The 17137-nt window shown below is 61.3% G+C and carries 8 protein-coding genes and 2 pseudogenes; 4 read left to right on the top strand and 6 right to left on the bottom strand.

Translation table 11 applies throughout. The annotated features are described in order from the left end of the window. Positions 1–13: 13 nt before the first annotated feature. The 3 genes and pseudogenes from AA0535_RS15850 to AA0535_RS13565 all read right to left on the bottom strand — a co-directional run. A pseudogene (locus AA0535_RS15850) lies at positions 14–217 on the bottom strand (transposase); the annotation flags it as partial. 173 nt (positions 218–390) lie between these two features. After that, positions 391–480: pseudogene (locus AA0535_RS15845) on the bottom strand (transposase); the annotation flags it as partial. Between the two features lie 255 nt (positions 481–735). Beyond that, on the bottom strand, positions 736–2154 hold the full coding sequence (locus tag AA0535_RS13565; protein ID WP_264817145.1) for an alpha/beta fold hydrolase: 1419 nt from the start codon (positions 2152–2154) through the stop codon (positions 736–738). Positions 2155–3230: 1076 nt separating this feature from the next. Between AA0535_RS13565 and AA0535_RS13560 the strand changes: the two genes are divergently transcribed. The 4 genes from AA0535_RS13560 (at position 3231) to AA0535_RS13545 (ending at position 12717) form a co-directional block, all read left to right on the top strand. Then, positions 3231–4532 (top strand): sugar MFS transporter, encoded by a 1302-nt coding sequence (locus tag AA0535_RS13560; RefSeq protein ID WP_264817143.1) that lies wholly within the window; start codon positions 3231–3233, stop codon positions 4530–4532. Next, positions 4529–5443, top strand: a complete 915-nt coding sequence (locus tag AA0535_RS13555) for a Gfo/Idh/MocA family protein (protein WP_264817141.1) — start codon at positions 4529–4531, stop codon at positions 5441–5443. The genes AA0535_RS13560 and AA0535_RS13555 overlap by 4 nt, the downstream gene beginning before the upstream one ends. 176 nt (positions 5444–5619) lie before the next feature. After that, positions 5620–10620: an alpha-2-macroglobulin family protein gene (locus tag AA0535_RS13550; protein ID WP_264817139.1), complete on the top strand. Its 5001-nt coding sequence runs from the start codon at positions 5620–5622 to the stop codon at positions 10618–10620. A 63-nt stretch (positions 10621–10683) separates the two neighbouring features. Further along, on the top strand, positions 10684–12717 hold the full coding sequence (locus AA0535_RS13545) for a transglycosylase domain-containing protein (protein ID WP_264817138.1): 2034 nt from the start codon (positions 10684–10686) through the stop codon (positions 12715–12717). Between the two features lie 42 nt (positions 12718–12759). Here AA0535_RS13545 and AA0535_RS13540 read toward each other — a convergent pair whose 3' ends face one another. From AA0535_RS13540 to AA0535_RS13530, 3 genes are read right to left on the bottom strand one after another with little or no spacing between them, the layout of a single operon-like run. Further along, on the bottom strand, positions 12760–14190 hold the full coding sequence (locus AA0535_RS13540) for an efflux transporter outer membrane subunit (RefSeq protein WP_264817137.1): 1431 nt from the start codon (positions 14188–14190) through the stop codon (positions 12760–12762). Continuing rightward, on the bottom strand, positions 14187–15380 hold the full coding sequence (locus AA0535_RS13535) for an HlyD family secretion protein (RefSeq protein WP_264817135.1): 1194 nt from the start codon (positions 15378–15380) through the stop codon (positions 14187–14189). Before AA0535_RS13535 ends, AA0535_RS13540 begins: the two co-directional genes overlap by 4 nt. After that, positions 15377–16846, bottom strand: a complete 1470-nt coding sequence (locus tag AA0535_RS13530) for a hypothetical protein (protein ID WP_264817133.1) — start codon at positions 16844–16846, stop codon at positions 15377–15379. Before AA0535_RS13530 ends, AA0535_RS13535 begins: the two co-directional genes overlap by 4 nt. Positions 16847–17137: the final 291 nt, after the last annotated feature.

The raw sequence follows: 17137 nt of genomic DNA, 5'->3' as shown, positions 1-17137 counted from the left end.
AGGATGCCCCGCATCAGCAGGCATTGGCGGAACCGTCACCATCGTATCCTTTGTCTGCCAGCAATGCCCTCGGCGTAGCGGCCGGGATCGCCATGAGCGGCTCGGCGCCAGTGTAGTCCGATGCTTCACCACCAGTCAGGATGAAACCAAGAGGGCGTCCCTGATTGTCTGCCCGGGCGTGGATCTTGCTTGTAAAACCGCCGCGTGATCGACCAGGAGCGTTCGCACGAGCCTCCCTTTTCCGCCCGCAGCCGAGACGTGGCCGCGAATGCTGGTGCTATCGATCATGTGCTGCCAGTCATCGGTGAGGCCCAGATCGACCAGGGTTTGCAGCATTGCGTCCCATACGCCCTGCTCGGCCCAGCGGCGAAAGCGGACATAGACCGAGTTCTACTTGCCGTAGCGGTCATGTATGTCGCGCCAGGGACAGCCTGCGCGCAATACATAGAGCATGCCGTTCAGGAAGCGGCGGTTGTCGCCTGCAGGCCGCGCCCGCCTCGCTCAGGCGGCAATAGCGACCCAATCACGTCCCACTCTGCGTCCGATAGGTCTACGCAATCCATGGCTGCCCCATAAAAAGCAGCCTTGAATCAGAATGGAGCTTCTCTAAATACCCCTTTTGGCAACGCGACCTAGAAGAGGCTCATAAACACTCACGAGGTAAATGTGCTCAGGCTACGCCCATGAGTATCAATGCGTAGAATTTTGAGATGCTGCCTCGCGACATCAACGATGCTATGAAATTGCGCTTGCAGTTCTCTCGCTCAGGTTGAGTAGGGTCTTCGCTCCATCAATCGCAGGGACGAGAATTAGCGCCTCCCATTGCATGTCACGATCAGAGTACTCCATGCATCCTCCAGGAAGGAAGCTTGCAAACCCGTGATCTGTCGCCAGAAGGTAAGCACGTTCTGTCCTGGAAGCACTGAAACGCAGGTGGGACCACATCCCGCTCAGCGACTCGACAAGTCTCGCACTTCGATCTGACTCGACGCACAGCTTCATCTCGGCTCCTGCGGCTTTCAGGTAATATCGTTCACCGTGAAACTCCACGAAGGGATTTAGCTCAACGTCTCTCGAATCTATACATAGCCTTAACGAGTTAGCGTTGGCATGTGTCGGATGGCCGCCGAACACACGTTCACTGAGCAGGTCGAGGTATACCGTCTGACCATGAAAGGTAAGTAGGTTGAAAACTCCTGGATCGGACGGATCACCTCTTCGTATTGAATAAAAGGAAGGGGGGCAGTCCCTGGTGTCGAGTAGTCTCAAGCAATCGCTGGTCGCCTCGTGATCTGATCTGAGTGAGAACAGGAGGCGGGCCAGTACCACCGGATCGCGGGATATTTTGCGTCCATCGATTCCTGGTTTGCCCGCCTCTAGTTTTCTCATGAGCGCTAGGCATAAGTGTGGGTGCCTGCGTGCGCCATGTTCAATTATAATTCCGCGCATCATGTTGGGATGTTGTCGGCGAATTCGTTGCACCATCGAAACAAAATTTGGCGGGGTTAATTCCGCCAGGCCTCTAACAATAGCGCCAATGTTTGTTGAACCAGAGATAACAGGGGGGAGATAATGTCCTACGTAGAAGAATGGGATCGGTATAATGTTCGATAACTCGGACATTATCTTGCAAGCGTGCGCAGAGTCCGTCTCATCTTGAGGATCATAGGCTAGATAGATGCGGGCAACATTTGCTGTGCCCTCTTTGTCTATCTTCATTCCCCGCATCCATGGTCGAAAATTCTCGAGCACGTAGCGCTCCGGTACCGAGGGAAAAACGGCGGGATCGAGAGACCATTTTGGAGCAAGCGCCAGAATCGCCTGAGCTTTCAACCTGGACGCATAACGAAGCGCCGCGTGGGCCCCCATAGAAGCAGCCAAGATTACAACATTCGTATATTGCGCAGCGAGCTCGGCTACGAGAGCCATTACTCTTATTTCTTCAGTGGGGTCCTCGGTGTAAAGCCAGTGATCACGTTTGGACATTATTCCGATGGCAGAAATACCTGACTTCGCCAGCGGCTTTTGGGCAAAAAAACTGGTCTTTGCTTCATTCGTGTAGCCGAGTGGTGGGAAAGTAATGCAAACAAGGTCGCCACCATTGGGAGCAAAATGGACCACAAGGTCTACGCCATCATATTTCAGCGTTTGCACGATCGATCAGCTTCCCCTCAGCTTATCTCGCTGGGTCGCACAGAGGCGGCCGAGAGCCAGATCCGGAGCCTGGCGGTTAACTTTAGTATCACACGAGATATCCTCACATCACGCGGGTGTCTCTATTCTATTTGATGTTTTTTTATGTCTATATTCCGGTATCAGAACAGTGTCGACTCGCTCTTATTGCTCAATCCTTGGTATCAACTTAATGTTATCAGTGTTACGTGAGGGACATACATGGAGACATGTGGTTCACGCGCTGAGCGAGTACCTGATAATGATCTCGGCGACAGGGGCCGAGTTCGAGCAGACTTGCGATCCTGGGAGATCTTTGATGCGGTTTGTCAGGTCGGATCGCTAATTCGCTGTGCTTGAATCTCTACCGCGGATCGTTGAGTTCCGCAGGCCCGATCTTGTGCTCACCCATCGAAGCGGATTTATCTGCTGGTACCAATTCAGCGCATAGCCGCGAGCGCAGATTACGGACCAGAAAAATATCCGTATCCATGACCTGTGGAACCTGCCCATATTTCTCTGCTGTCTTAAATATATTAAGCTGGGCTGCCGCTCGAAGTGCGCTGTCACTATCACCCATCAGTCCTGGTGTTCGGCAGCCTCGAAAGCCACAAGGAATGTTCCCTCAAGCCCCTCTATGTTTCAGGACATCGGCCGTCCCGCGGTCCCCTGAGCGCGCCTCAGCAAGAAAGTCGAAGCGCACTGCACGTATCAGGCGCGTGTTTGCCAGTCGGGATGAGGCAGGCAAGGCCTGGGAAGAGAGAGGCCAATCGGCCAGTTCCAAGTAGCCTATCCCAGGAAATTAACAAGGTGACATGCGTGTCAGGGTAACGGCTGGAACTCGTGCTGGTCACGACCGGCGTCTCGACTGCGCGCGAGCCAGAGGCCCGTGCGATATGAGCGGGTTGGCAGATGCCCCCCTATCCCCCGACGCTTCACATAATCAAATTGGAATATATGACGCCGCATTAACTATTTTATTGCATAAAATTCATCCGCTAGGGTCGGCGTCATGCCTTCGGCCATTTGGCCGGAATTCCCGTATCCCAGGGGTGCCCATGCTTTCTTCCGTCCGAAAACCCGGAGCGGCGACGTCTTCCGTCGCGGCTCTTGCCCTGCTTGCCAGCGTGTTCTTCATGTGGGGCTTTGCGACCGTCCTCAATGATATTCTGGTGCCCCATCTCAAGGCGGCCTTCTCGCTAAATTACACCGCCTCGCTGCTGGTGCAGTTCTGTTTCTACCTTGGCTATCTGGTCATTTCCCTCCCGGCCTCGCGTCTCGTTTCGGCGCTGGGCTACAAGGGAGCCGTCATCCTCGGTCTTGTCGGCATGGCGGTGTCCTGTCTGCTTTTCATCCCTGCCAGTGCCTTCTTCTCCTACGGGTTTTTCCTCGTCGCGCTGTTTCTTCTCGCAGCGGCCATCACCCTGTTGCAGGTCGCGGCCAACCCCTATGTCGTGGTCATTGGTGACGAGGCTTCCGCCTCCAGCCGCCTCACCATGGTTCAGGCGTTCAATTCGCTCGGAACCACCCTGGCCCCCCTTTTCGGTGGCGTGCTGATCTTCGCGCGCTCCCATGAGGACAATGCCGCGGGCGATGCCGCCGCCTCCCTGACCCAACGGGTGCAGGACGCCCAGATGGTCCAGCTTCCCTACGGGCTGATCGCGATTGTCCTGCTTATCATGGCCGTTATCGTCTGGCGTTTTCCCCTGCCGGCTATCGACCCGGGACGCCACGCGGCTTTGGAACATGGCGATGCGGGCAGGGCCGCATCGGGGAGCGTATGGCGGCATCGCAACCTGTTCTGGGGCGTACCTGCCATCTTCCTTTACATGATCTGTGAGATTGGTATTGGCAGCACATTGGTCAATTTCATCTCCCAGAAGCAGATCGGCAATATGAGCCACGCCGAGGCCGCGCATTACGTGGCTTTCTTCTGGGGCGGGGCGATGGCAGGGCGTTTCCTTGGCGCCGCGCTGATGCGTCGGGTCAGCCCGCACCTGTTGCTTGGGCTCGTCAGCCTCGCCGGGGCGCTGCTTATTCTCGTGGTGATCGCCTCATCCGGCCCGGTGGCCATGTGGGCGCTCATCCTGACCGGACTGTGCCATTCCATCATGTTCCCCACGATTTTCTCCCTTGGCATCGCCGAACTTGGTCCCCAGACGGAGCAGGGGGCAGGCTGGCTGATCATGGCGATTGCAGGTGGGGCGGCAGCGATTTTCCAGGGAGTCCTCGCGGATCGCATCGGACTTTCCCTGTCCTATCTTCTGCCTTTTGCGTGCTATCTCTATCTTGTCTTTTATGCGCGCTGGGGCTCCGTGCCCGGCACCCGGTCCCCCGTTCTGCAGGAGCCGCGTCCATGATCCGTATTGCAGTTATCGGTGTCGGGCATATTGCCCGTCATGAGCATCTTCCCGCCCTGAAACAGAGCCCGTCTTTCGACCTTGTCGCTGCGGTCTCACCCGTGCCGGTCGACCTGTCGGTTCCCGTGTTCGAGAGCATTGCGGCACTCATGGAAAGCGGGATTGCGGTTGATGCCGTGGCGATCTGCACCCCGCCAGACAGGCGCTACATGCTCGCTAGGGAAGCCATCGAGGCGGGTTGGCATGTGCTGCTTGAAAAGCCGCCGACATTGACCCGCTCCCAGGCCCAGGCGCTGCGCGATCTGGCCCGTTCCGAAGGGGTGACGATTTTTGCGGCCTGGCACTCGGTCTATGCCTCGGCCATCCCCCGTATACGGTCCCTGCTGAGCGATATCGACCCCGTTTCGATTGCGATTACATGGAAGGAAAATGCTGATAAATGGCATCCTGGTGCGGACTGGCTGTGGCGTCCTGGCGCTCTGGGTGTTTTCGATGCCGGGATCAATGCCCTGTCGATCCTGACCGTAACCAACGCGGAGCCGGTGGTTTTTCAGGAGGCGCGCCTGGATTTCTATGGTGATCAGCAAGCCCCGGCACGCGCGGAACTGAGCCTGACCGGGGGCAGAACGGCCTGTCCGATCACGGCGAGTTTCGACTGGCGGCACGACCCGGCGAGTGAGATCTGGGAGATCCGCTGGAGCCTGCCTGAGGGCGATACGCTCTGTCTCGCCAAGGGGGGGGCGCATCTGAGCCGGGGAGAGCACGTGATTCCTCTGGAGGAGAGTCGGGAATATGCAGGGGTTTATCGCCATTTTGCACAGTTGATCGACACGGGAGAGTCGTCTCTGGATCTTCGACCGCTCGATCTGGTGAGCGAGGCACTGGCTTATGGAGCGCGCCGCCGACATTGACACAATATGGCATAGACATGCGTATTGACCGGAAACACCAGGCATAATGCTGATAAAGGGCGCCCCGGAACACTAGTCTCAAATATCGATCCATGAAGATTGAGTGATCGATACTTGTTTTCCGCTTCTCCTCGGCTCATCACGGAGTCTCGTTTCCAACCGGCGGGGCAGAAAACATGGCGCGGCGAGTTCACAGCATCTGGTGGGGCGAGAGCCTTCTGGCATTTTCCGCGGCCTCGGTTGTGCTTCTTACCGGGGCGGCCCAGGCCGGAACGATGCAGTTCCAGCGCAGTCTGCTGAATACTGGCGGCAAGACCCCCGAATTCTGCCTGCGCTTCGCCGCCCCGCTCGATAGTCAGGCTGGACCGCATTACGCCGATCATGTCCAGATCGCTCCGGCCATTCGCCCCGATATCGCCATACGCAATCGCGATCTCTGCCTCGGCGGGCTGGCCTGGGCGACACGCTACAAGGTCACACTCACGACCGGTGTCCATGATGCGCGTGGCAATACGCTCGACGCGCCGATTTCTGTCGGCATGTCTACCGGGGACCGGACACCTAGTTTGAGCCTAGCCGGTGAAGGCTTCATTCTGCCACGCCGGAGTGTAGCCGGGCTGGATGTCCAGACGGTCAATATGGGACAGGTGCGGGTCAGTGTCTGGCGCGTATCGCCCAATGCCAGCCAGAGCATGAGCGGCGACGGCAGCTATCCGCGTATCGATATGGGCGCGACCGCGCTGGACGGCTACGAGTTCAATGCGTTGCGCGAGAAGCGTTTGAGTCAGGTCTGGTCCGGTACGCTCGATACGCCGGGCGGGCGCAACGCAACCGCGGTAACGGCCTTCCCCATCGCGCGCGTGATCCAGGGCCAGAAGCCCGGGCTTTACCTCGTCACCGCCGAGAATGCGCGTACGCCCCGGGCCGAGAGCGCTATTGCCGCTCCTTTGCCCAGAGTGCGCACCGGCAATGAGGGGTATGACCCGCGTGAGGAGCAATCGATTGCGGCGCATTGGGTGAATGTGAGCGATATGGCGCTCACGACCTATCGTGGCGCTGACGGGCTGCATGTCTATGCCCGTGCCCTCTCCACGGCCCAGCCCATGAAGGGCGTCGCCATTCGCCTTGTCGCTCAGGGCGGGGATGATCTGGGGCAGGCGGTGAGCGATAGCGAGGGGCTGGTCACATTCGCGCCCGGACTGCTCAAGGGCAAGGGCGCCGATCAGGCGGTATCGCTCATCGCGACCGGGCCGGATGGTGATTACTCGATGACCTCGCTGAACCAGGCATGGTTCGATTTTTCCGATCGCGGTGCCGAGGGTCACCCTGCGCCGGGACCGCAACAGGCCGTCATTGTCACCGATCGTGGCATCTACCGCCCCGGTGAGACGGTCAATGCTACACTCCTTCTGCGTGATTCGACGGGCAAGGCGCTGCCTGATCTGCCCCTGACGCTTGTCCTGCGCCGACCCGACGGGGTTCGTGCCAGAACGGACCTGCTCAGGCCGCAGGCCGATGGCGGCTTCGTGGTGGCGCTGCCACTTTCTCCTGGCGCAGCGGCCGGGAGCTGGACGATCGAGGCCCTGGTCGATCCGACCTCCGCCCCGATCGGACGCGCCACCCTCCTTGTGCAGGATTTCGTGCCGCAGACGATTGCCGTAGATGCCACGCCCGAGCATCCTGCAATCACCGAGGGTGAGCCGCTGGATGTCACCCTGACTGGGCGTTATCTCTACGGCGCGCCAGCCGCGCATCTGAGGGGGGAGGCGTTCACGCGTATCATGCGCGATGAGGCTCCTGTACCCGGTGCGCAAGGATATGCTTTCGGGCTGCAGACTCAGGAATTCAGCCCTGATCAGGAGAATGTTGAAGTACCCCAGACCGATGAGTCCGGTCACGCCCGTCTGACGATCGCCCCGGAATTGCCGCAGGGGCTCAGCCTGCCGCTCAAGGCAGAGCTTCGCGTCAGCCTGTTTGATCCGGCTGGCCGCGCTGTCAGCAAGACCTTGACCCTGCCGATCAGGCGCAACAGGCCTCTCATCGGGGTGCGTGTGACGCCACCGCCGTCGAGTGGCGAGAGCGCGCCCCAATCCGTGCCGGTCGATGCGCTCCTCGTCGGGCCGGATAATCGCCCCCTGGCCGCTCATACGCTCAAATGGACTCTCGTGCGCGAAAACGAGACCTATGACTGGATCATGAATGGCGGGGGCTGGCACTTCGTGCGCCATGTGATCGACGAACCGGTGAAATCGGGCGACTTTGTCACTGATGCTCAGGGGCGCGCGCATTTCGCGACCGATCTCGATAGCGGGCGCTATCGCATGGTGATTGCCGACCCCCAAAGCAACGCGGCCAGTTCACAGCGTTTCACCACGGGCTGGTGGTCCGACGCGGCTGAAAAGCCCAATGCCCCTGACCGCCTCAGCCTGTCGATCCGGGACAAGGTGCTGCCCATCGGCGGCAAGACCGTCGTTCATGTGCAGGCACCCTTCGCCGGGAAAGCCCAGATTCTCATCGCGACCGATCGTATCGAAAGCGTGCAGACGGTCACCCTGCCCAAGGACGGACTGGATATCCCTGTCACTGCCAGCGCGAAATGGCCGGGTGGGGCCTATGTTCTGGTCACGGCCTTCAGGCCGCTCGATACCCCGTCGCGCCCTCACGAACCCTCTCGCGCGGTGGGGCTTGGCTATATCGGGATCGATCAGTCGGCGCATCGCCTGCAACTTGACGTGGCTGCGCCGTCCGTTGTCCGTCCCCGGGTCGCGACAAATCTTCCGATAACGGTCAGAGGGGCCAAACACGTGCATCTGGTGGTCTCGGCCGTGGATCAGGGCATTCTGGCCCTGACGCGCTGGAAGCTGCCCGATGTGTTCGATCTGGTCTATGGCCGCCATGCCTTCGCGCTCGAGGTCAAGGACAGCTATGCGCATCTGATGACCCCGATCGGTCAGGGCGGAGAGATCCGCGAAGGGGGCGATGAGGGCGATGACGGTGGGGCAGGCCTTGCCGTCACCTCTACCCGCGTCGTTTCGCTCTTCTCGGGAGAGGTCAGCGTTGGCGATGACGGCAAGGCCGTCGTGCCTCTGGCTGTACCCGATTTCGAGGGGACGCTCCATGTGATGGTTACCGCATGGTCCGACGATGCGCTTGGTACATCGGAATCCGATATGCTCGTGCGTGACCCCGTCTTCGCCGATCTGACCCTGCCGCGCTTTCTCGCGCCGCATGACGTGACGGAGAGCCTCGTCTCGCTCGTGAATACGGAAGGGGCGGCTGGCCGTTACAGCGTCACGCTCTCAGCGAGCGGTCCCGTGCGTTTGACAGGTCAGACCCACGTCGAGGCTGAGCTGGCGAGAGGCGCGCGTCAGTCGTTCCGCATCCCGCTTCAGGCGCAGGAGGCGGGTATCGCCCATCTGATGGCAAAGCTGCAGGATCCGAAGGGACGCGTGATGCTCGAGCGCAGCTGGGACATCCAGATACGCCCCGGCCATCTGCCCGTCACCCGCTCCAGCCTCCAGAGCCAGGCGCCGGGTGAGAGCTATCAGGCCTCGGCCAGTCTGCTCGACGCGTTTGAACCCGGAAGCTCCGCCGTCACGCTGGGCTATTCCGGAGTGAAGGGCATTGACACGATAGGCCTGCTTCAGACGCTTGAGTCGGGCATGGGGGCCGATAGTCTGAGCCTTGCCGCGTCGGCGCGCGGTCTGCTGGCGCTCAAGGGGCATGAGCAGATTGCCCGTCTCGTCGTTCCTGAAGGGGCCGACAAGCGTATCCGGACCGCCATCGATATGCTGATCGACCGGGAAGACGCTGGTGGACGGTTCGGGTCATGGCGACTGAATGACGGCGCGCTCTTTCCATGGGAGCAGCTCTACGTCGTCGACTTCCTCATCCATGCGCGCGAGGCGGGCTACAAGGTTCCGGCTCATGCGCTCGACCATGCGCTGGACTGGCTTGAAACCTCCCAGGTTCAGTCACCGGGCGATGAAGATCGCTTTGCACGCGGGACCGAAGCAGCCGTCACGCCCGAGACACGCGCTTATGCGCTCTATCTGTTGGCCCGCGCAGGCAGACTCGATATTCCAGCCCTCAGGGCTTTGGGCGATCGGGCGACCACGCGGCTGTCGGACGGGGCAACCCGCATCTTCTGGGGAGATAACGCGGCCAGCGCGACCTTCGCCAATTCCCTGGCTCTGGGTCATCTGGCCGGCGGTCTGGCACTCGGCAATGAACGCCCGATGAGCAACATGCTGTTCGGCATGGCGGTCAATGCCCTTGGTCCCGTTCGCTCGGGGCGTCCGACCCTGTTCGATCTCGGCTACTGGACGTATCTGCGCGATCTTGGCGGCCTGGTCTCCCTGGCGGCTGAGAGCGGCAATAACGGGATGGCCCAGAAACTGGCTGACCGCTTCGCCATGCTCGACGTGCCTCTGGACTGGATGTCACAACAGACCATCACGGCTCTGCTGGAGGCCGCACGCGCCATGGACCGCCCGGACCCGACGCGCGGTATTGCGGTCAATGGCAAGGAGCTTCCGCGTCCGATCGCGATGCCCGCTTCCTTCATGCCCGCACCGGGAGAGCTGGACGGTTATCGCCTGACCAATACCGGCACGACACCGCTCTGGCTGACGGTCACGCTCTCCGGTACCCCGAAAGAAGTGCCTGCTGCGGTGGTATCCGGCTTCACCATGCATGTCTCGACCCTGAACCTGGATGGCACGGTCTATGATCCCGCCAAGGGGCGACAGAATGATCGCTTCCTCGTGGTGATCCAGGGAGAGGCGCAAGACCGCAACGCGCATCACTGCATTCTCACCGATCTGCTTCCCGCCGGTTGGGAAATCGAATCGGCAGTGAAGGGACAGAGCCATGACGATGAGGAATCCGAGACGCGCCGACCTGATGCCGGGCCGGCATTCCTGGGCGAAACGACGAGAACGACTCATGTCGCGTTGCGCGATGACCGCTATGTGGCCGCGTTCGACCTCGCCGGGGGAAATTACCGCCCGAGCGGGAGCGATCAGCTTGGCTCCAGCGCGTTCCGGCTCGCTTATATCGTGCGTGCGGTGACGCCGGGGCAGTTTCTGCGGCCCGAAACACTGGTCCGGGATCGCTTCAATCCTGGCGTCATGGGAAGCTCGGCGGCCGGTCGGATCGTCATTGCGCCTCGCTGAGGCCGCGTGACGATGACCACGCCGGAGAAGGGGATGCGCGCTGGGGGGAATGCGGGAGCGAGAATGGGTCGGGTTCGTTCCGTACGCACGCTGTGGCGGCAATACAGGCCGCTGAAGCGGCGAATGGGGTTTCTGCTGGGCGCTCTGGCGGTCCCTCTGGTGGCCGGATGCGGGCTGTGGGGGGCGGATCGCCTTTTTCCGCCCGACATGCAGCGCGCCCGGCAACAGGCCCTGCTTCTGCAGGATCGGCGGGGCGAGATTATCGATGGCCGCGTGAGCATCGACGGTGCCTGGCGATTTGCCACCGAACGCGCGAATACGGACCCGCGCTATCTTGCCCTGCTCCTGCGCATTGAGGACCGCCGTTTCTGGCAGCATCCGGGGATTGACGCTCCCGCACTGGCGCGCGCCTTCTTCCAACTCGTGACGCGTGGCCATGTCGTCTCCGGGGGATCGACCCTGGCCATGCAGACCGCGCGTCTGCTGGAACCGCACCGTCACAGCGTGCGGGGCAAGATGCAGGACATGGCGCGCGCTTTGCAGCTCGAGTGGCGCTATGGACGCAAAGGGGTTCTCGATCTCTATCTGACGCTCGCGCCCGAAAGCCGGAATATCGAGGGAATAAGGGCCGCTTCCCTGCTCTGGTTCGGTCATGAACCCCTGCATCTGAGTGAGGAGGAATCGGCGCTGCTGATCGCCATGGCGCGCCATCCCCACGCCTTGCGGCCCGACCGCCATCCTGAGGCTGCACGCGCGGCTGTGTCACGGCTCTTGGACGCTGTTTCCGATACCGGCTGGTCGCGACGGGGGGCCATGCCCTATGCCCTCCATGTAGAACGCATCGTTCATGAGGCGCCTGGAGCTCTGACATGGCAATGGCGTGAGGGCCAGCGTGGCGTTTACAGGTCATCGCTGGATCGTCGCCTCCAGACCGGGCTGGCCGAGATCCTGCGTGAAACGCCCCCGCCTGCGGGCGGCACCTGGGCTGCGCTGGTGGTCCGGCGCGATGGCAGCATCGCCGCGTGGCAGGGTCACGCAGGGAATGGATGTGCAGGCTGCGCGGGCGATATGATCACCTCCTGGCGCTCACCGGGCTCGGCGCTCAAACCGGCCATTTACGGGATGGCATTTCAGCTCGGTCTGCTCGCGCCCGATACGCTCATTCAGGATCGCGCCACGCGTTTTGGCTTTTATGCGCCCCGTAATTACGACCGCATCTTTCATGGGACCACGACGGTGCGTACGGCGCTCCAGCGCTCCTATAACCTGCCTGCCGTCCGTGCGCTGGACATGATCGGGGCAGGATATTTCGCCGGGACACTGGACGCGGCGGGGATCGTGCTGAAACTCCCCGCGAACACTTCGCCCAGCCTTGCCCTGGCCCTCGGGGGTGTCGGCATAAGGCCACTCGATCTCGCGCGGCTCTATACCGCCTTTGCCAATGGGGGGGTATCGCGCCCCCTCACGCTCGACTGGCCCGTGGAGCCGCGTCCCGGCATCCCCTTGATCGGAGCGCGCGCGAACCGTCAGATCCTCTCGATCCTGAGTGGCACACCCTTGCCCAGAGGGCGGGCCGACACTGGAGGCCTGCGTGTGGCTTTCAAGACCGGCACCTCTTATGGCCAGCGCGATGCATGGGCAGCAGGGCTTCGAGGGGACTGGGTGGCCGTGGTGTGGGGAGGGCGGCCCGATGGCACGGCGGTACCGGGTATTACCGGCCTCACTACCAGCGCACCGGTCCTGATGCGCGTGTTCGATATCCTTCCCGAGGAGGGCGAAACCGCGGTGGATAGCGCCTTCGTGCCCGCGCGGCTGTCTCCTGCCTTGCAGAAGCTCGAGGGGCGCATGGGCCCCCAGATCGTGCAGCCTGCCAATGGGGGCATTGTCGAAAGTTTCGCCGATGACGGAAGCGCAACACCGCTCGGTCTGGTCGCCACGGGGGGCGTCGAGCCCTATCGATGGCTGATCAATGGCGTGCCGCTCGACACGCCGGTCGGGATCACCCCGTCATGGAAACCCGATGGACCGGGTTTCGTCCATATCGCGCTGGTCGATGCTACGGGAGCGGGAAGCGCGGTGGATATACGTGTTCGATAGGGCATTTCGCCCGCCTCCTTATGGCAGGCGGGCGTTTAACATTCAGCCCTTTCTGACCGGCGGGTGGGTGGCGGGCTTCTGGTTGTCCGGCGGGCTCCAGCCCCCGCCTACCGCCTGATATAACGTGGCCAGCTCGGCCAGACGCGAGGCCCGGATCTGCACTGTCTGCAATTCTGCCGAGAGCGACGCCGTCTCGGCATCGGCGACATCGAAATAATTGACATAGCCGGTACTGAGTTCCTTGCGGGCATCCTCGAGCGTATGGCGGCGTGAGGCAAAGCTGTTGCACAGGCTGACCTCCTGGGCCGCCAGATGGGTCGTCCCCGAGAGGGCATCCTGCACTTCGCGAAAGGCCTGTATAGCGGTCTTGCGATAGGTCCATGCGGCCTGGTTACGCTGCGAAACCGCAATTTTTTCCTTCGCACGCAGGGCCCCGCCTTCGAAAATCGGCGCAAGCACACTGCCACCGAGCGCCCAGACCGTACCGGAGATAGGCGAATCCCCCCCTGCGGTGCCGATTCCGGGATTGAGCGTGATATCGGGCAGGAAGGCAGCGCGTGCGGATTTGAGCGAGTGATCGGCTGCGATGACCTGATCGGCTGCCGAAACCAGATCTGGCCGGTTCGAGAGTATCCGCGCCGGGATGGGCGCCACGACAGGGGGCATACGCAGCGCCTCGAGCGGCAGTCCTGCGGTCATGGTCCTGATCTGATCGCCCGGAATATCCCCCAGCAACACGCTCAGGGCGTCTTCCTGCTGGGCGATCTGCAGACGGGTCGAGGCGATCTGGGCCTCCGCATCGCTGACCTGGGCATTGGCGAGATCGAGCGAGCTGGTTTTTTCATAACCCGCCTTGAGCTGATGGCTCATACGCGCCTGTTCGGCGGTGCGCACGCTGAGTGTGCGTTCAAGGATGGAGAGCGCGCTGCGCGAGGCCTGCAACGCCACATAGGCGCGTACCGTATCGCCTATCAATGCCAGTCTGACCGTTTCACGATCGGCTTCGCTCGCCAGCGTCTGGGCACGTGCTGCGCGCGTCTGTTCGCGTAGCTTGCCGAACAGATCCACATCGAAGGTGAGGCCGCCGCCCATGATATAGGTGTTGAAATTCTGGCCGATGAGATGCCCGTTGCCGATACCAAGCCCCTGACCGTCAATATGCGGCAGCTGGGCGCTCAGGGCGAGACGCAGCTGCGCACGTGCCTGGAGTACGCGCTCCGATGCCAGAGCCAGGTCCGGGTTGGCGATCAGAGCCTGTGTGACCAGAGTCACCAGAACCGGGTCGCCGAACTGGGCCCACCATTGCGGGTCGAGCCCCTCGACATTTTGCAACGTGCTGTCGGCGCGCCACGAGGCCGGTGCGGTGACACCGGAGCCTTGAGGCAGGATGAAATCCCCCTTCTGACACCCATCGAGCAGCAAGGGCAGGGCAGCCAGCCCCGCCATCAGACCGGTAAGGCGAAGGCGGCTCACGAGGCACCATCCTTCGCCACGGGTTGAGCTTGCGGATTGGTTGCGGGGGGCGCAGCCGCAGTGCTTGTTCCAGGCGTTGCGACATAGGATTCCACCGACATGCCTGGAGCCAGTCTCTCGGCATTGGGCTGGTTGGGGTCGATCGCGATATAGATGCCGATACGCTGTGGGATCTTCACGAAGTTGCCCGTTGCGTTATCGGGCTTCACCAGGGCGAACTCCGAGCCGGTCGCCGGGGCGATGCGAAACACATGGCCCGTGAATTTCTGGCCGTTCAGCCCGTCTACCGTGAACGACGCCGCCTGTCCCACGCGGATATTGCCGGTCTGGGCTTCCTTGTACTCTGCCACCACCCATCGCTCGTTCGGCACCAGCGAGAAGAGAGCCGTTCCCGCACCGACATAGGCACCGATATGCGTGCCCCCCGTGCGGCCGATGACCCCGTCACTTGCGGCGCGTATATGGGTGCGGTTCAGATCGATACGTGCAGAGTCGAGTACGGCCTGGGCCTGGCGGACATCGGCGCTCAGGACATCTTCCTGCACATCGGCTGATTTCACATCCGCCTCTGCCGCGCGCACATCAGCCTGGGCCTGGCGCAGCGAAGCCTCGTCAGAATGGAAGCTGTCCAGCCCCGCGTCATATTCCTTCTGCGAGACACTCTGATCGCCCACGAGTGCGGCCTGGCGACGATGATCGGCGCTGCTATGCGTCAGATGGGCGCGCGCTGTCAGAAGGGCTGCCTGGCGCTGGTCAAGCTTTGCGCGAGCCGATGCCTGGTTCTGCCTGTTATTGATCAGGGCGGCCTGACGGCTGCCGAGATCGGCCTCTGCCTGGGCCACGCGCGCCAGATAGGTGCTCTGATCGATCTGGACCAGAAGCTGGCCCTTATGCACGGGTACATAATCGGTGACATAAACCCCTTCGATATAGCCCGGAACTTCGGGGGCCACGATGGTCACATGACCCTGCAGATAAGCATCATCTGTGCTCACTCCGTCCGCCCCGAAAGGCGTGAGATCAAAGGCGGCCAGAACGCAGGCGATCACGATCACGGTCAGAAGGGCCACAAGCGCAAGGACAGGCAGCGTGCGCCGTGGCGGGTGCCAGACCGGAGGCGGAGCACTGTTTTGGGGCACAGCTGAGGACGCCGCAGCGTGGCTTGAGGAGGAGGGGGGCTGGTCTGTCATGAGAAGCGTCTGTTCGTGAGATCAATGAGGTGTTTGCACAGAAGGATACCCAGGATCAGCCCCGCCGCGGCGAGCGCGAACACGCTCACGAAGCCGAAGAGATTGAGATATCCCATCACACTGGCCTGGGAGTTCAGCGTGCTCGAAAGCGATGAAAGCCCCAGCTTCGAGGCAGCAAGCGAGGACGAAGCCGTGTCGGAAAGGCGTGACGCAAAACCGACCATCGCATAGCGCTCGTAGTAATATTGGAGGCTACCCAGCAGCGCAGCGCCCGTCACGCTGCCAACACTTTGGGTGATGGCGAATACGTAGATGGTTGAGATAAAATGGCTGGTGTCCGATTTGAGGACCAGAATGACGCCATAGAGCAGGGCGGGCCCGACAAACAATGTGGTACCAAAGCCAAGCAGAGCCTGGGAGAAATACATGTCAACGGGACGCGTCAGGGCGTTGCTGCCGGCATCCATCCATGACGCGAAAGCAATAGCGAGGAGTGCGGCGACGCATTGGAAGGGAATGGCTCTGGCAGAAAGGGTCAGGCCCATGACGGTCGTGCCTGTGACCATGCCCAGGATCACGAACAGATAAAGCGTGTGGTACTGGTCGTTAAGCAGACCCGCCTGTGAAAGCAGACCCGTCGCACCGGTGGTCTGCTCGGAAAGAAGCAGTCGCTCGACAATCGCAACGATGGCAAAACGCAGGATCGTGCCGGTGCTGAGCCAGCTGATCTGCAACAGGGGACGTGTGCGGCAACTCTCGAACGCGAAGGCCGCCGCGGCAAAACCGATTGTGCCGATCAGGAGCCAGCCAATCCAGGGGGTGTCGGTCCACCACATGGTCTTGCCCAAAGTCAGGAACGAGGCAAGACAGACCGAGACGCCGCACAGCAACACGGCCGAGAGGGCATCGAGCCCTTCGAAAACACGCCCCATATTGGTGCGTGGCAGGGGAAGCAGCAGAACCAGGATAAGCTGAAGGGCCCCCATGGCGGTGGCCAGACAGGCAAAGCCATGATTGCTCCCGCGCGTCAGCATCTCTACGGGGAACAGGGCCGCGATCGGATTGGCCATCTGAAGGCAGGCAATCGCAATCGCGATAGCCAGCACGCGATGCGATTTGGGCAAGGCCTGGATGAGATAATAAACGCCCCCTGCCACATTGGTGGAGACCATGAGCCCATTGCTGACCCTGTTGATGGTCAGGGTGGTGAAAGACGGGAACAGGATCAGAAGCAATCCCGTCAGCACGTTCACGCCAAGCAGGGTGGTCAGAAAGAACATGATACCGAATTGCTGACGCCCCTTGATGACGACGAGATTGGCGAAAGCTGCGGCCCCGACAAACGCGGCAATCAGCCATTCGGCCTCGGCTGTGGTCAGGCCAGCCTCACCGGCGGCGCTGCCGATATTGCCCGTCAGCAATCCGTTCTGCGCCGAGGCGACAATCGGCATGAAGACGCCCATCATGGCGTAGAGCGCGCGCCTCCAGAGCGGGTGATGCGCGATATAGGGGGCGCCAAGCAGGGGAGGCCGTTCAAGCCCTGCAGTGGGATCAGGAGGCGTCAGAACGACAAACCGTCACCAGGCGGCCCTCCCATAATATCGGCATGTATCTGACGCACCGGACAGGTAAAGCGGCAAAGAAAAAAACTGTTTGGCACAGCCGATTGTTGTTTTTCGTAATTCATGATGTCTCACCACTATGCCTGAAGGAGTCATTGCGTGGCGTGACAAAACAGTGAGCCTGACCCACACGCT

Source organism: Asaia krungthepensis NRIC 0535, assembly GCF_025995175.1.
GTDB classification, from domain to species: Bacteria; Pseudomonadota; Alphaproteobacteria; order Acetobacterales; family Acetobacteraceae; genus Asaia; species Asaia krungthepensis.
Note: the sequence above shows the minus strand (reverse complement) of the source record. Positions and strands in the feature narration are given on the sequence as shown.

Coding starts and splice junctions, on each gene's coding strand:
- AA0535_RS13560 (WP_264817143.1), top strand. CDS start 3,231: ATGCTTTCTTCCGTCCGAAAACCCGGAGCGGCGACGTCTTCCGTCGCG.
- AA0535_RS13530 (WP_264817133.1), bottom strand. CDS start 16,846: ATGATGGGCGTCTTCATGCCGATTGTCGCCTCGGCGCAGAACGGATTG.
- AA0535_RS13550 (WP_264817139.1), top strand. CDS start 5,620: ATGGCGCGGCGAGTTCACAGCATCTGGTGGGGCGAGAGCCTTCTGGCA.
- AA0535_RS13555 (WP_264817141.1), top strand. CDS start 4,529: ATGATCCGTATTGCAGTTATCGGTGTCGGGCATATTGCCCGTCATGAG.
- AA0535_RS13545 (WP_264817138.1), top strand. CDS start 10,684: ATGGGTCGGGTTCGTTCCGTACGCACGCTGTGGCGGCAATACAGGCCG.
- AA0535_RS13535 (WP_264817135.1), bottom strand. CDS start 15,380: ATGACAGACCAGCCCCCCTCCTCCTCAAGCCACGCTGCGGCGTCCTCA.